The following is a 15,093-nucleotide window of genomic DNA, read 5'->3' as shown; positions in this document are numbered from 1 at the left end:
TGTGCCTTGGGGCTTTCTTTTTAATTGTTAGTCAATGATAATTTCGTCCGCAAATACCCAAGAAGGAAGTCCTGCGGCGTGATGCCAATATGGTGTTTCAGTGTTCCGTGCCACTACTTTTACATACCGATAACTTGCTGGGTCAAATTCCAGGTCAAAATATTGGATATCATTCACCTTACTGGATTTGGTTAACGGCTTGGGAGAGTTTATGGTTCCAATTTCTGTAAAAGTCTTATTATCAACTGACCCAAAATAAGTGACTTCGCTAGGGAAGAAAACCACATGATTCGTCACCTGTAAAAATGCCATCGAAATGGTGTTTATGGATTCCGTTTTTCCTAGGTCTACAACAACTTCCATATCATTGCCTTCATAACCCAACCAATTGGCATAGAAGCTACTACCGCCCAAGGCTCCATCAGTCAAAACCATAGGGTCTTCGTTCGCATATTTTTTGGGCTTCGTTAGAGTGGTGACTTCAGAATCTCGGGCTTTATTCGGTCTTTTGGCCATCTCCAATGCAGATAAGAAGTTGGCACCATATTCGTTTACTGTAAAGCCCATTTCGTTCATGAGGGTAATGTCATTGTTCTTTGCGGTGTTACTGAAATTGTCCAATAGCATTGCAACATCTGGATTTATAGACTCTATCCCGTCAGCATCCGCTATCGTAAGACTGAGTTGATCCGTTATGTTTTTTCTGCTAGCCTCCAGCATTGCATAATCAATGCCCAAACGGGCCATCTTTACACGATTGAGAATTGCTGGTTTTTCGGCTACCGCTTCTTCCGCAGCATCAAATAAATTGGCATATTGTGCTAAAAGATCTGGTTTCAAATAAGAATCGAATGCTTCGGAGGGATCTCCATACAGAAAGAGGAAAAAGTCCTGATCATTAGCCAATTCTTGATGAATTTGGTCAACATAGTTTTTTATAAAAGGCCCAGCCTCTTGATAATAGCCATTGGTAAACTCTAAGAGAAGGTCGTTGAAATCAAGATCTGGGTTCCATAACAATTTTGCCGTAACGTAAGAACGCAGTTCAAAAAGCTCACTTGGGTTATTACTGTGTTGTTCAAATACCCATTTGGCATTGTTGTCTCTAAATAAATGGATATTGGGTTGTATGGTGTGAATGTTCGGAAATGGTGCCAAAAAATTTGTGAATTGGGTTGTATAATCCCAAATCCTGATGTTGTCGGTGAGTTTGCCCCATCCAATAAGATCTTGGGCGAAATCTTCGCATTTATCGGCTATCGGAGCGCTTCGATCACATTCAATAGAACATAAGGTGATCAAAACATTAGGATCTGGAGCAGTTTTTGGAGGTTTTCTAGTGTGTTGATAGGCCAAGGTCGATATGGTTTTATCCGGAAAAGCTTTGGCGACGTTGTTCACAAAACGAACCATTGTCCCTGCAGGACTACCTTCCTCCTCATCAATACGACTGCACAAGGGGCATTGACAATATTGTTGGTTGTCATCTTGACTTACCGATAGGACAGCAGCCTCTGGATGTCTTTCAAAAAGAGCGGCTACAGAATCCTTTACAATTTCAAGAACATCAGGATTGGTCAAACACAGTTGGGTAGGTAATCGCTTATCACCTCTCAAAGCATAATATTCGGGGTGATCTTCATAAAAAACCTCCTCCGGCATAAATTTATGGAAGGTGTGGACTCTGGCAGAAGGTACATACGTTGGAAACGCTTCATAGGTAACCTTCTGTTGGTCAGCAAAATCATGATTTTGATAGAACAATCTAGAATGGACCGTTCTGGTACTAATTTCTGGAATATACGAATAATCCATTTCGTTGAGCGTAATGGATTTTTTCAATGGTATGGCTTCTACTCCTGGGGCATACCATTTGCAATTAAAATACCGTTCAAGGAATTCATAAACGGCATTTTGCACGGCTTGATGGGAACCGCCAAGGATGTGTAAATTACCATCCTGGGTTTTGATTTGTATATTCTCGGAAGGGGACGAATCTTCGAGTAAACCTAGAACAATTTTTGGAGTGGCTGAATCTAAATTCCCTTCTGTCAATTCCAACTCGACCCCGCTAATTTTCTCCAGATAATTTTGGAGAACTTTAGCGGATTCATGGTCTTCCTTGGTATAGGTGATGACATAGTCAGACTCACCGTTTTTAACCAATTTCAATTTATTTTGACTGCAACTTGTTAACAGTAGTAGTGCCCCGATTAGTGCGAATGTAATTTTTTGCATGGCTCTAATTATTTGATGGATGCTTCGTACATGGCTTTCAACAAGCTATTTGAATCCTTGGTATCATTTCCCAATTGCCAGAACATGATACCTCCTAATTTTTTGTTGATGGCATACTCCGTTTTCATTCTGACCGATACTGTGTCGTCATAACTTATAAAAATACTATCCTTTGCATTGTACAGATATGGTGCTTTTGCAATGGAATCCCAAAATCGAACATAATTCTTGTCTGGCTCAAATTCTGAACGGATCTGTCTATAAGTACTCCATCCTATATGCGCTCCAGAATTTGACTGGTACAAACCATTATTTTTAGTAGGAACTCCTTTCCATGCACGACCATAGAATGCAGAACCAATGACCAATTGTTCTGGCTTGACACCCTCGGCGATGCAGAACTCCACGATTCTTTCCGCGGAACGCGGATCTAAAGTAATTCCTCTTTCCTTGAGCTGTTCCCGACGCTCATTCATGTAGTCCCAAGCAAAAGTATCTGTAACATCTTCCTCTTTAATTAAACCCAATGGTGTGTGATGCCCGGTGAAGGGGGAACTGGATCCGACTTGGTCATATGTCATGATGTTCATATAGTCAGCATACTTCATTACCTCATTCAGTTCGACGTTTTTATAGTAAGGTTTCCATCCTGCGGAGGCAAAAGTCAAAGTCTGTTCGCGGTCCAAAGTATCTAAGGCTTCCCTTAGTTCTTTCATCAAAAACGTAAAGTTTTGCTTGTCTTCTGGGCGTGCTCCGGTACCTGCTGCAGGAATCGCAGGATATTCCCAATCAATGTCCAAGCCATCCAAATCGTATTTCTTATTGAATGCTACGACACTTTCAACGAATTTTTTTCTATTCTCCGCAGTGTAGGACATGTCTGAAAATCCATCAGCGCCCCAGCCACCGCAAGCAATCATGATTTTTAGGTTGGGATGATTTTGACGTTGTGCTACCAAAGATTCTAATTTTGGTCCGCTTTCTGCGTTCTCAAATTTCATTTCGCCATCCACTACATGGGTAAATGAAAAAATGATGTGCGTTAGTTGTTCCAGCGGTAAGGATTCTGGCGCATAATTTTCTTCTGGTACGTAATAGGCCATTACAGCAATGGGCTCTTTTGTGCTGGTTGTCTCAGGTGCTTTTTTTTCTGTTTTGCAGGCAGATACAATTGCCAACAGGAGGAGTAAAAGGTAATTGGTGTTGAAATGTAATGATTTCATGATTGGTTAAATTTTGTGTTTAAAATTTAGCCAAAGTGGAGCAGATTTCGGAAAGATTTAGACAGGTAACGAGGTTGAAAGTACCAACGGCAATTTTGCTCAAAAAAAAGCCCGTACCAACACGGATACGGGCTTAACTTTATGATCAGATGTGATTTACATCATCCCTGGCATTCCTCCGCCACCTCCCATTGGAGGCATTGCAGGTGCATCTTCTTTTATATCGGTCAATGAACACTCTGTAGTCAAGATCATACCTGAAACCGAAGCCGCATTTTCAAGTGCAATACGGGTCACTTTTTTCGGGTCAATGATACCAGCTTTCATCATCTCAACGTATTGATCGGATTTGGCATCGTATCCAAAGTCAGCCTTGCCGTCCATCACTTTAGCAACCACTACGGAACCTTCTCCACCAGCATTTTCAACAATTGTTCTTAATGGGGCCTCAATAGCTCGGGCTACAATTTGAAGACCAGTTTCCTCATCAGCGTTTACAGACTCTACTTTGGAAAGTACAGCTTTAGCTCTTACCAAAGCAACACCACCACCAGCAACGATTCCTTCTTCAACTGCTGCTCTTGTAGCATGCAAAGCATCATCAACACGGTCTTTTTTCTCCTTCATTTCAACTTCAGATGCCGCACCCACATAAAGTACGGCAACACCACCAGCCAATTTAGCCAATCGCTCCTGTAGTTTTTCCTTATCGTAATCAGATGTAGTAGTCTCGATTTGACTTTTGATCTGGTTTACACGTGTTTTGATGTTGTCCGTATCACCAGAACCGTTTACAATCGTTGTGTTGTCCTTGTCGATCGTGATACGCTCACATGATCCTAGCATGTCAACGGAAGCATTCTCCAAAGAGAAACCTCTTTCTTCTGAAATCACAGTACCATTGGTTAGGATAGCGATATCTTCCAACATTGCCTTTCTTCTGTCGCCAAAACCTGGAGCTTTTACTGCTGCTATTTTCAACGATCCTCTTAGTTTATTCACAACCAATGTGGCTAATGCTTCACCATCCACATCTTCGGCAATAATCAGTAGCGGCTTGCCGGATTGTGCAACTGGTTCCAATACAGGAAGCAAATCCTTCATGGAAGAAATCTTTTTGTCGAACAATAAGATATATGGGTTCTCTAGATCGGCGATCATTTTTTCAGAATCGGTAACGAAGTATGGTGAAAGGTATCCACGATCGAACTGCATTCCTTCTACAACGTCTACATAGGTGTCAGTTCCTTTGGCTTCTTCAACGGTGATAACACCTTCTTTTCCTACTTTTCCGAAAGCTTGGGCAATCAAATCACCTATTGCTCCGTCATTGTTTGCGGAGATAGCTGCAACTTGCTTAATTTTTTCTGAGGAATCACCCACTTTTTTGGATTGTTTGGAAAGGTTTTCAACGATAGCTTCAACTGCTTTGTCAATACCTCTTTTCAAATCCATTGGGTTGGCACCTGCTGCAACATTTTTAAGACCTTCCTTTACAATTGCTTGTGCAAGAACGGTTGCAGTAGTTGTACCATCACCGGCCAAATCATTGGTTTTGGAAGCAACTTCCTTTACCATTTGGGCACCCATGTTTTCTAGGGCGTCTTCCAATTCAATCTCCTTAGCTACAGTAACACCATCTTTGGTCACTTGAGGAGCACCGAAAGACTTATTGATGATTACATTTCTACCTTTTGGTCCCAAGGTAACTTTAACTGCATTGGCCAAGGCATCCACACCTTTTTTGAGGCCGTCGCGAGCTTCTATATCGAACTTAATATCTTTTGCCATTTTTTATTTTGATTTTTTCCCGCTTTCAGGGGAACTTTAGATTTAACTATTGATTGTCTATTGCAATTAAACGATTGCTAGAATATCACTCTCGCGCATCATTAGGTAATCGGTACCGTCCAATTTCAATTCAGTACCTGCATATTTTCCGTAAAGTACGGTGTCACCCACTTTTACAGTCATGGATTCGTCTTTGGAACCAGGACCAACGGCAACTACATTTCCTTTTTGTGGTTTTTCCTTGGCGGTATCAGGGATTATAATTCCAGAAGCTGTTGTAGTCTCAGCTTCAACAGGTTCGATAAGAACCCTATCCGCTAATGGTTGGATGTTTACTTTAGCCATATTATTAATCTTTAGGTATTTGTTTTAAAAATTCTCGAATAATTGGACAGAAATTATGCCATTATCGTGAAAACTGACATTATAGAAAACAAAAATGCCAGCTTGTCATTTACAAGCTGGCATTATGTATTTTTATCTGTCACGATTGTTAGTTTATCGTGTCTGCTGGATTAGTATTGTCAGTTGTAGGTAATTGCTCAGGTACCGTTTCTGGAAGTGTTTCCGGAACTGTGTTTTCTATGTCGTCACCTTGCAACAATTTAGAACCTGCCTGAGAGTAATTTCCTTTTAGGGAAACATTGGACAACAATATCAAAACGATTAGCAGACCAGCTAACGTCCAAGTACTCTTATCCAGAAAATCCCCAGTCTTTTTTACACCGCCAACTACTTGGTTTCCACTGCCACCAAAAGATGAAGATAATCCTCCGCCTTTGGGGTTTTGTACCATAATCACCAATACCAATAATAGGCACACAGCAATGATCAAAATCAGGAATATAGTAAATGTACTCATGGTAAAATCTTATTCTTTTTCTTTCTGCAGCTTCTTCACTGCGCGAATTTGATCTGCAAAGAAACCACTTTTTTCTGGATATTTCAAACTCAATATTTTATAGGCTTGAATGGCTTTTTTATACTTTTTCTGCTCCAGATAAACCTTGGCAAGTGTCTGTGTCATCAGCTCATTTTTATCCATCTTCACAGACTCCTTGATATTGACTTTAGGTCTGGATTCCTCACTTGGAACGATCTTGGGCCTGCTTTCAATGAATTTGTCCAAAAGTTCAAACTTTTGTTTTTTGTCCATTGCAGGAGTATCCTTTTCTTTTGTGTCTGATTCCTCTGGATGTTTGGACGTGAGTTGAAGCCACTCTGCAAATGAATGCCGCTCTTTTTTGGTAAATGGAATTGGTTTGCCCAACTCCAAATCCATTTCCGCTTCAGGAACGACTTCGGAATCTTCTTGAACTTCCTCCTTTTCATTTTTGGATTTGAAAAGACCAGGATTCAATATTTGTTCTGCATCCGAAATGTTCTGAGGTAAGGCTTCTTCGGACTCTCCCAACAAGCTCCCCGTTTCAGTGTTGGGTTCTATTTCCTCGGTAACGGCTTTCTTTTCTTCTAGTTTTGGTGCGCGCCCAGCCAAGGTGTCGGCAATATTGTTTTGGACAAAATCTTCAGATGTGATAAAGTCAAACAACACATCTCGATCGGCAGTATGGGCTGCAGTCACTTTTAATGCATTGTTGTATTTGTAGCTGTCTAGATTTTTCAATCCTTTTAAGTGTAAGGCTCGTGCCGCTTGGAAATAAGGATATTCTTCGATGATGCCTTCCAATTCCCTCGTTTGTTTTGGGGATAGGATGGTATCCGATTTTTGAAGAATCTCTATAAAATCCGAAACATTCATTTACTTACCAATTACCTAACGACGCATTGAAAATGTCCTGCGTTATACGATCAAAAATTTCTTCGTGGGCCGCTGCTTGTACCGATGGCAGTGAGGCTGCTGCATCAAAATCAAAGAAGAAGGAGAAACGACGTTCAAAATCCGCATCTTCCTTGGTTCTGTTGAAGAATCTAACATTTACGGTCATGGTTAACCTGTTCTGGGCAGTCAATTGATCTGAAGTTGCCGTCATCGGTGTGACCTTGTATTCCACGATTTCACCTTCGTACAACAAATCACCATTACTTCCGGTCAATGATAAACTGGTTAGATTGTTTATCAATTCCTGTAAGGCATTGGTGAATTCCCGATCTAAACCAGGTTCTATGGTTGAACCGGGATTTTGGTCCGCATAATTTTGAAAGAAGTTCACTTGAAAACTTTCAGCTGTGCCAATGTCGGCTCCCGAGAAATTGTAGGCTCCGCAACCATAAAATACTAAAGTCAGTGCTAGAAGTGCTACTTTATATCCAGTCTTTTTCAATGCTTTCATATATTTTTCCAACCGCGTATTTAGAGATCGTATTGTTTTATTTTACGGTATAGGGTTCGTTCCGAAATACCTAATTCCGTTGCGGCCGCTTTTCGTTTTCCCTTGTTTCGTTCCAAGGATTTTTTAATCAATTCAATTTCCTTTTCTTGTAAAGATAGGGTTTCTTCTTCTTGGATTTCTTCTGCAAAATGATAGCGATCTTCCGGTGTTGGAACTATGGGAGTGGTTGCTTCAATTACAGGCGGTTCAGGTAAATGCAATACCTCGGTTACATTGGTTTCATGTTGAGGGGCTTCTTCGTCTTTTTTGCCGTAAATCTTGCGAATAAGGTTTTCATTTTCCTCCTGGACTTTTTCGGTATCATTGTTCTTCAACAATTCCAAGGTCAACTTTTTAAGGTCGTTGAGGTCACCTTTCATATCAAACAAAACCTTGTAAAGGATTTCTCTTTCGTTACTGAAATCACTTTCTTTTTTGCCGGGTTCCACTACAGCTGGCAGATTGGTATTGCTCGAATTGGGCAAGTAACTATGTAGGGTTGAAGCAGTAATGTTTCGGTTTTCTTCCAAAACAGATACTTGCTCGGCAATATTCCGTAATTGTCGAATATTTCCCGGCCAACGATACTTCAATAGCAACTGAACTGCCTGTTCGTCTAAACGGATGGTTGGCATTTTGTATTTCTGACCAAAATCCGAGGCAAACTTCCGAAACAATAAATGGATATCTTCTTGTCGCTCTCTTAATGGTGGAATATTGATTTCGACGGTACTTAACCTGTAATAAAGGTCTTCTCTGAATTTCTCCTTTTTAATGGCTTCGAACATATTGATGTTGGTTGCCGCAACGATACGAACATCAGTTTTTTGGACCTGTGAGGAACCGACTTTTAAAAATTCCCCGTTTTCCAAAACACGAAGTAAACGCACTTGGGTAGTCAAGGGAAGTTCACCTACTTCATCCAAAAAAATAGTACCGCCATCTGCAACTTCAAAATAACCACTTCGCGTTTGTGTAGCTCCAGTAAAAGCCCCTTTTTCATGCCCAAACAATTCACTATCGATAGTACCTTCAGGGATGGCTCCGCAGTTTACCGCAATGTACTTGGCATGCTTACGATGTGAGAGGGAGTGAATGATTTTTGGTATGGCTTCTTTACCGACCCCACTTTCTCCGGTGACTAACACTGAAATATCCGTTGGGGCTACTTGTATAGCTTTTTCCAATGCTCTATTGAGCTTAATATCGTTTCCGATAAGCTCAAATCTTTGCTTTGTGGATTGTATGCTTTCCATTATTTATTTAGGATACTGGTCACAAGCTTTAAGTCACAAGACTCTAGTGTTTCTAAACTCTTAATATCCTATTTCCTTTTTAATTGTTTTCACTCATACCAACCGCTTCACCTAATAGTGTTGCAGAGGTACAATCGTTGATTTTCACATTGACAAACTCACCTACCTTATAATTTTCCTTTGGAAACACTACCACGGTATTTTGCGAGTTCCGTCCCATCCAGTGGGCATCTGATTTTTTGGAAGCACCTTCAATCAAAACCTCTTCTACTTTTCCCACGTGTTGCTCGGTTCTGTATAGACTGTGCTTTTGCTGTATTGCGATAATTTCCTGAAGTCTTCTCTTTTTGGTCGCCTCTGGTATGTCGTCCTCTAATTTTCTTGCAGCTAAGGTGCCTGGTCGCTCAGAATAGGCAAACATAAATCCAAAATCATACTTGACATATTCCATGAGACTTAAAGTGTCTTGGTGGTCTTCTTCTGTTTCTGTTGGGAAACCAGCAATCATATCTTGACTTATGGCACAATCAGGAATAATCCCTTTGATGTTATCTATAAGTTCAAAGTACTCGGCGCGAGTATGTAATCTGTTCATAGCTTTTAGTACTCGATCACTTCCACTTTGCACAGGTAGATGTATGTATTTGCAAATGTTCTTGTATTTGGCCATTGCTTCAATAACATCCAAGGTCATATCCTGAGGATTGGAAGTTGAGAACCGAATTCGCAGCTTTGGTTGTGCCAACGCCACCATTTCCAATAATTTGGCAAAATTGACCGAGGTGGCTTTCTGCATTTCGGACGCTTTTTCATAATCCTTTTTCAAACCACCACCGTACCATAAATAACTGTCCACATTTTGACCTAGGAGGGTAATTTCCTTGAATCCACGCTCCCATAGATCATTTACTTCCTCTAAAATGGATTGTGGATCCCTACTTCGTTCGCGGCCTCTGGTAAAAGGCACCACGCAAAAGGTACACATGTTGTCACATCCTCTGGTAATTGAGACAAAGGCTGTTACACCGTTGGAATTTAATCGCACTGGGGCAACATCGCCATAAGTTTCATCTTTGGAAAGAATAACATTGACCGCATTTCGACCTTCGTCAATTTCCTGGATTAGATTTGGTAGGTCTTTGTAGGCATCCGGGCCAACCACCATGTCTACAATCTTTTCCTCTTCAAGGAATTTACTTTTGAGACGCTCCGCCATACACCCTAGTACGCCCACTTTCATACCAGGATTTGTCCTTTTTACAGCATTGAACTTTTCCAAGCGTTTGCGGACGGTCTGTTCAGCTTTTTCCCTAATGGAGCAAGTATTTACCAACACCAAATCGGCTTCTGCCAAGTCTTGTGTGGTATTGAAACCTTCTTTGGCTAAAATGGATGCAACTATTTCGCTATCAGAGAAGTTCATTTGACAGCCATAACTTTCTATATAGAGCTTTCTGCTGTTGGAGTCATTCTTTTCCAACGCCAAAGCACTTCCTTGCTGATCTTCGTCTATTATCTTTTCGATTTCTTCGTTCCTTATCATTTCAAAATAATGGGATGCAAAGATAATGCATTATCCAGATTAGTGACAATTTGGCAGTTGTTTAATATGGATTTAGCATTTTTAAAGAAAATCGTCGGAAGCTTTGTACGCCTGAATAACCGCTTGTTCCCCGCTCGCACCTTCTTTAGAATTGCCGTGTTCCATGCCCAAAATTCCATCAAATCCCTTGTTGTGAATGAATTTGAAGACATTCTTATAGTTTATTTCACCAGATGTGGGTTCATTTCTACCCGGATTATCCCCGATTTGGAAATATGCTATTTCGTCCCAACAGGCTTCAATATTTGGAATTAGATTGCCTTCTTGAATCTGTTGGTGGTAAATATCGAATAGGATTTTACAGGATGGGGAATCAACCGCCTTGCAAATTTCAAAAGCCTGTGGACTCTCAGATAAGAAAAGTCCAGGGTGGTTTCTAAAATTCAATGGTTCCAACACCATAACCAAACCATGTGGTTCCAATATCTCGGACGCCCTATTGAGGGATTCTATTACGTGAGCGGTTTGATAACCCATGTTTTGTCTTAGATCCACGTGGCCAGGAACCACTGTCATCCATTTTGCATTGACTCTTTTGGCAACCTCTACGGATGAGGCAATTTGTGAAAGAAATTCTGAGCGCTTTTCTTTGTCTCCGCTCGCAAGATTTGGTTCTTTCCAATAAATTTCATGTGCTACAAAAACACCCATTTCTATACCTCGTTTGGCCATAGTGGAGGCCATTTTTTCTTGAAGTTCCAATGGACGGGATTTCATGCCGTTATCTTCAAATGCAGTAAAACCTTGATCGGCCATAAAATTTAGTTGATCTATGGGGTCTTCGCCTGCCAAGTGTTTAAACATGCCCAAATGAGGGGCGTACTTTAAATTGAATTTGTAGGCCGTACCCATTGTTGATTTTCCAAACATAGAAGGTGAGATTCCTAGAGCTGTTCCAGCCAGAACACTTCGGTTGATAAATGATCTTCGTTTCATTGTTTTGTAAGTTTTTGTTAGGCGAATTTGGTGATACCGGGCATTGGGATTGGGTATCTTCCATTTTCATCTGGCATGGTTGGAGGATTACTGTCCCATGAAGGACTTTCAGGTATTAGGCTCAAATCCGAATTTAAGACCTGTTCCCATGTTATAGTTTGTCCGGAGTAGGTTGCCATTCTGCCCATTATCGCTGTTAAAGTGGACTTTGCTCCATGTTCAGCATCAGCAATAACTTCACCGTTCCGTATTGCGGCAAACAGTTTGTCGTGTTCCACCTGATACGGATTTGGGTCATCTTGCTTGCTTGCGTCAAGAATTGTGGATCCATCTAAATCTGTCACCAAACCTTTTCGGGCTATAATTGAACCTTTGGTACCTTGGAACACTTCGTCAACTCTGGTGTAACATCCTTTTTGATGCCTACATTGACTGGCTATCACGGCTCCACTAGGATAGGTAAACTCCACAAAATGATGGTCGTATATTTCACCGTGATCCAAACCATTTCGGGTTTGTCGCCCACCCATACCTTGGGCCGAAACTGGATATTCCCCAATGAACCAGTTTGCTACATCTATATTGTGGATATGTTGTTCCAAAATATGGTCTCCGCATAACCAATTGAAATAATACCAATTACGCATTTGGTATTCCATTTCAGTTTGTTCAGGTTGTCTGGCTCTTACCCAGACCCCTGGACTATTCCAGTAAACCTGCCCTGATACAATTTTACCGATACTTCCTTTTTGGATTTGGTCAAAAAGGTTTAAATATTTTTTCTCATAACGCCGTTGGAGCCCAACAACTACATTCAGGTTCTTCTCCTTTGCAATTTTGGCACTTGCCAATACCTTTCGAATTCCCACGGGATCGGTAGCAACAGGTTTTTCCATGAAGACATGTTTGCCTTGTGCTATTGCATACTCAAAATGCAAAGGACGAAATCCAGGAGGTGTGGTCAAGATCACTACATCGGCCATATCGATGGCATTTTTATACGCTTCAAAACCAGAAAATTGGTGTTTTTCCTTAACCTTGATTTTTCGTTCGCCTTCAAAATGTTCTGAGATTCCAGCCAGACTTTTTGTGATCTGATCTTGAAAGGCATCGGCCATAGCTACTAATTCAACATCTGGATCTGCAGTTAGCGCCTGAACCACCGCTCCTGTTCCTCTTCCGCCGCAACCAACAACAGCGAGTTTAAGTTTGTTCTTTGGGGTCACGTACCCCATTGCATTCAATGGTAATGAGGTGCTCAAGAGCGCACCAGTTGCAAGGCCTGTGGTTTTTACAAACGAACGGCGATTTAGCTTTTCTGTTTCTTTGGTTTTTTGGTTATCTAACATGACTTTATTTTGTGTGTTTTTCTTTCCAGTACATTTGTTGTGTTTCCGCGTTTGGGGTATGGTAAGGCCTTACAATGCGGAATCCGATAAAAGGAGCATCTGTATGCCACCATTTGCTTTTAGGAATCTGAGGGTCGCGCATTTTCCATTTTTTATCCGATGCTTTTCGGGATGCACTCCGTAATTCTGAGGTATCATCCATCCAAGACCCACCGCGTAACGTTCTGGGGTAGGTTTTGTCTGGTTTTTCAAAGGGGTTTTCAGTTAAGGTTTTGCTTCTTGAAGCGTAGCAGTTTGCTATGTATTTGTCCAAAGTCCACTCGGCAACATTGCCATGCATATCGTACAGACCCCAAGCATTTGGTTTTTTGAGGCTAACCTTGTGTGTTGTGCCTTCACTGTTTTCCATGGACCAACCATATTCTTCCAGCAATGCGAGATCATTACCAAAAGCAAATGCGGTTTCCGTTCCCGCCCTACAAGCGTATTCCCATTCTGCTTCAGTGGGTAATCTGTAAAAGTTCCCAGTCATTGCAGACAACCATTCACAAAATTTGCTCGCGGCAAACTGGGTTACATTGATGGCCGGAAAACCTTCCACACCCATCCCAAAATCCATATCCACATAAGGGATAGTGGCACCGGTAACTGCGTCCACGGAAAGCGCTACTTCATCACCTAATCCTTCTGACGTTTTTATTTGGTCTATTGTTCGATTAACAAACAAATTATAGAGGTCCCAAGTAATTTCGACCTCGGCCATCCAAAAAGGGTCGATTTTTACAGAATGACGAGGTCCTTCATCTGCAGATCTCCCTTTTTCAGATTCTAGACTACCCATCTGAAATGATCCACCAGGAATGGGAATCATGGTAATTTGTAATTCAGTTCCTGAAATCTTTTGGTGATAGGATTCAAACGGTTTTTGACCATAAACAGTCAAACCTACAACTAGTGCGGTTGCTAAAAAAAGTGTTCTCAAATTGAAGAATTGTCATTAAAAATAGAACAATATCCAGTACATGTTCAAACTTTTTTGTGATATGTTGACGCAACTTTGTTTAATAGATTCAATCTAAATAGTGCTATCTAATCCAAAAAACATAAACAAAATGAAAAAGAAAATTGTAGTAATCCTATCACTCTTAACGCTGCCCTTTGTGTCCTGTGACGATAAAGACGGTGAATATGCAGACTATGTTGTTGCGCGACCTTTGGTGATCAATCAATCTGAATTGGCAACAATTGATATTATAGCACCAAGGCCGGTAGATGAGTCCGGGAAAGTATACACCTACCAAGATTATATTTTTGTGAACGATAAGTATCAAGGGGTACATGTGATTGATAATACGTTTCCTCAACGTCCACGTAAAATCGCTTTTATCAAAATTCCAGGGAATGTAGACATTTCGGTAAAAGATGATTTTCTCTATGCGGATAGTTTGACCGATTTGGTAGTGTTGGATATTTCTGATATTGAAAACATACAACAAGTCAATCGATTGGAAAATGTGCTTTACAATAATATTATATGGCCGTTTGATGCTGATATTATAGAAGATGAAGGTTTTGATTATGAAACGGAAGTTTTGATTGGATGGGAAACTACCACGGAGCGAAGATTGATTTCAGAAGTGGAAGAACGAGGCGGAGGTATTTTTATTGATGATATGGCCTTTGCTGAAACTGCAAATGCAAGCGATACTGGTCAAGGTGGTTCATTGGCGCGTTTTAAAATTGTAGAAGATTTTCTATATGCTGTCGATAGTCACAATATCAACGTATTCAATATCTCGGATTTGGATAATCCTGTTGATTTGGAAGATGTCTATGCTGGGTTTGACATTGAAACCATTTTTAATCGTGGGGACCATTTGTTTTTAGGAAGTATGAGAGGAATGTATATCTACGATATTTCTTCTCCTGCTACACCAACATACGTTTCCGAATTTGAACACGGTACAGCATGTGACCCTGTAGTGGTAGATGGCGATTATGCCTATGTAACACTTCGCGGGGGTAATGGCTGTGGTGCCTTGGAAAGTGGTTTATTCATTGTTGACATCTCCGATATTGCAAATCCAGAGTTGGCTATTGAGTACGCTATGGACGAACCCTATGGTTTGGGAATCCGAGATGAAAAACTCTTTGTTTGTGATGGGGAATCTGGTTTAAAAGTTTACGACAAAACCGATGTAATGGAATTGGAACAGTTAAATCATTTTAAAGATATAGTTACGTTCGATGTCATTCCATTGGAAAGTCATTTAATAATGGTGGGTGATGAAATCCTATATCAATATGAATATTTGGATGATGATATCAAGCTTATGAGTCAGATAGATCTGAAGTAATCATACACAA

At 40.8% G+C, this 15,093-nt stretch carries 13 protein-coding genes; 1 reads left to right on the top strand and 12 read right to left on the bottom strand.

Annotation, left to right across the window (positions count from 1 at the left end; all coding sequences use genetic code 11):
- Nucleotides 1-27: 27 nt before the first annotated feature.
- The 12 genes from M3P19_RS07300 to M3P19_RS07245 all read right to left on the bottom strand — a co-directional run bounded on the left by M3P19_RS07300 (nt 28) and on the right by M3P19_RS07245 (nt 13,708).
- A complete protein-coding gene (locus M3P19_RS07300) occupies nt 28-2,238 on the bottom strand; it encodes a DUF4838 domain-containing protein (protein WP_249656999.1) in 2,211 nt (736 codons plus the stop codon).
- Nucleotides 2,239-2,246: 8 nt separating this feature from the next.
- Nucleotides 2,247-3,461 carry a glycoside hydrolase family 18 protein gene (locus tag M3P19_RS07295; RefSeq protein ID WP_249656998.1) on the bottom strand — a complete coding sequence of 405 codons (1,215 nt, stop codon included), beginning with the start codon at nt 3,459-3,461 and terminating at the stop codon, nt 2,247-2,249.
- Nucleotides 3,462-3,617: 156 nt separating this feature from the next.
- Entirely contained in the window at nt 3,618-5,252 is a 1,635-nt protein-coding gene (groL, locus tag M3P19_RS07290; protein WP_249656997.1) for a chaperonin GroEL, read from the bottom strand.
- 66 nt (nt 5,253-5,318) lie between these two features.
- Nucleotides 5,319-5,597, bottom strand: a complete 279-nt coding sequence (locus tag M3P19_RS07285; RefSeq protein ID WP_249656996.1) for a co-chaperone GroES — start codon at nt 5,595-5,597, stop codon at nt 5,319-5,321.
- 148 nt (nt 5,598-5,745) lie between these two features.
- Nucleotides 5,746-6,114, bottom strand: coding sequence for a preprotein translocase subunit SecG (gene secG / locus M3P19_RS07280; RefSeq protein ID WP_249656995.1), 369 nt, complete (start codon nt 6,112-6,114; stop codon nt 5,746-5,748).
- Nucleotides 6,115-6,123: 9 nt separating this feature from the next.
- The gene (locus M3P19_RS07275; protein ID WP_249656994.1) at nt 6,124-7,011 is read right to left on the bottom strand and encodes a hypothetical protein; all 888 of its coding nucleotides are present in this window, start codon (nt 7,009-7,011) and stop codon (nt 6,124-6,126) included.
- 4 nt (nt 7,012-7,015) lie between these two features.
- The gene (locus M3P19_RS07270) at nt 7,016-7,543 is read right to left on the bottom strand and encodes an LptE family protein (protein WP_249656993.1); all 528 of its coding nucleotides are present in this window, start codon (nt 7,541-7,543) and stop codon (nt 7,016-7,018) included.
- 20 nt (nt 7,544-7,563) lie between these two features.
- A complete protein-coding gene (locus M3P19_RS07265) occupies nt 7,564-8,838 on the bottom strand; it encodes a sigma-54 interaction domain-containing protein (protein WP_249656992.1) in 1,275 nt (424 codons plus the stop codon).
- Nucleotides 8,839-8,917: 79 nt separating this feature from the next.
- On the bottom strand, nt 8,918-10,381 hold the full coding sequence (gene miaB, locus M3P19_RS07260; protein ID WP_249656991.1) for a tRNA (N6-isopentenyl adenosine(37)-C2)-methylthiotransferase MiaB: 1,464 nt from the start codon (nt 10,379-10,381) through the stop codon (nt 8,918-8,920).
- Between the two features lie 81 nt (nt 10,382-10,462).
- A complete protein-coding gene (locus M3P19_RS07255; protein ID WP_249656990.1) occupies nt 10,463-11,377 on the bottom strand; it encodes a hydroxypyruvate isomerase family protein in 915 nt (304 codons plus the stop codon).
- Between the two features lie 17 nt (nt 11,378-11,394).
- Nucleotides 11,395-12,726 carry a Gfo/Idh/MocA family protein gene (locus M3P19_RS07250; RefSeq protein WP_249656989.1) on the bottom strand — a complete coding sequence of 444 codons (1,332 nt, stop codon included), beginning with the start codon at nt 12,724-12,726 and terminating at the stop codon, nt 11,395-11,397.
- A 4-nt stretch (nt 12,727-12,730) separates the two neighbouring features.
- Nucleotides 12,731-13,708 (bottom strand): formylglycine-generating enzyme family protein, encoded by a 978-nt coding sequence (locus tag M3P19_RS07245; protein ID WP_249656988.1) that lies wholly within the window; start codon nt 13,706-13,708, stop codon nt 12,731-12,733.
- A gap of 130 nt (nt 13,709-13,838) precedes the next feature.
- Here M3P19_RS07245 and M3P19_RS07240 point away from each other — a divergent pair, with 130 nt between their 5' ends.
- Nucleotides 13,839-15,083 (top strand): LVIVD repeat-containing protein, encoded by a 1,245-nt coding sequence (locus tag M3P19_RS07240; protein WP_249656987.1) that lies wholly within the window; start codon nt 13,839-13,841, stop codon nt 15,081-15,083.
- The last annotated feature ends 10 nt before the right edge of the window (nt 15,084-15,093 follow it).

This window comes from Flagellimonas spongiicola (assembly GCF_023502425.1).
In the GTDB taxonomy this organism is placed as follows: domain Bacteria; phylum Bacteroidota; class Bacteroidia; order Flavobacteriales; family Flavobacteriaceae; genus Flagellimonas; species Flagellimonas spongiicola.
This window is presented reverse-complemented; position numbering and strand designations above follow the sequence as displayed.

Excerpts from the sequence above, each read along its gene's own strand:
- M3P19_RS07240 (WP_249656987.1), top strand. The coding sequence starts at position 13,839 with ATGAAAAAGAAAATTGTAGTAATCCTATCACTCTTAACGCTGCCCTTT.
- secG (WP_249656995.1), bottom strand. The coding sequence starts at position 6,114 with ATGAGTACATTTACTATATTCCTGATTTTGATCATTGCTGTGTGCCTA.
- groL (WP_249656997.1), bottom strand. The coding sequence starts at position 5,252 with ATGGCAAAAGATATTAAGTTCGATATAGAAGCTCGCGACGGCCTCAAA.
- M3P19_RS07275 (WP_249656994.1), bottom strand. The coding sequence starts at position 7,011 with ATGAATGTTTCGGATTTTATAGAGATTCTTCAAAAATCGGATACCATC.
- M3P19_RS07265 (WP_249656992.1), bottom strand. The coding sequence starts at position 8,838 with ATGGAAAGCATACAATCCACAAAGCAAAGATTTGAGCTTATCGGAAAC.
- miaB (WP_249656991.1), bottom strand. The coding sequence starts at position 10,381 with ATGATAAGGAACGAAGAAATCGAAAAGATAATAGACGAAGATCAGCAA.
- M3P19_RS07295 (WP_249656998.1), bottom strand. The coding sequence starts at position 3,461 with ATGAAATCATTACATTTCAACACCAATTACCTTTTACTCCTCCTGTTG.
- M3P19_RS07300 (WP_249656999.1), bottom strand. The coding sequence starts at position 2,238 with ATGCAAAAAATTACATTCGCACTAATCGGGGCACTACTACTGTTAACA.
- M3P19_RS07285 (WP_249656996.1), bottom strand. The coding sequence starts at position 5,597 with ATGGCTAAAGTAAACATCCAACCATTAGCGGATAGGGTTCTTATCGAA.
- M3P19_RS07250 (WP_249656989.1), bottom strand. The coding sequence starts at position 12,726 with ATGTTAGATAACCAAAAAACCAAAGAAACAGAAAAGCTAAATCGCCGT.
- M3P19_RS07255 (WP_249656990.1), bottom strand. The coding sequence starts at position 11,377 with ATGAAACGAAGATCATTTATCAACCGAAGTGTTCTGGCTGGAACAGCT.
- M3P19_RS07270 (WP_249656993.1), bottom strand. The coding sequence starts at position 7,543 with ATGAAAGCATTGAAAAAGACTGGATATAAAGTAGCACTTCTAGCACTG.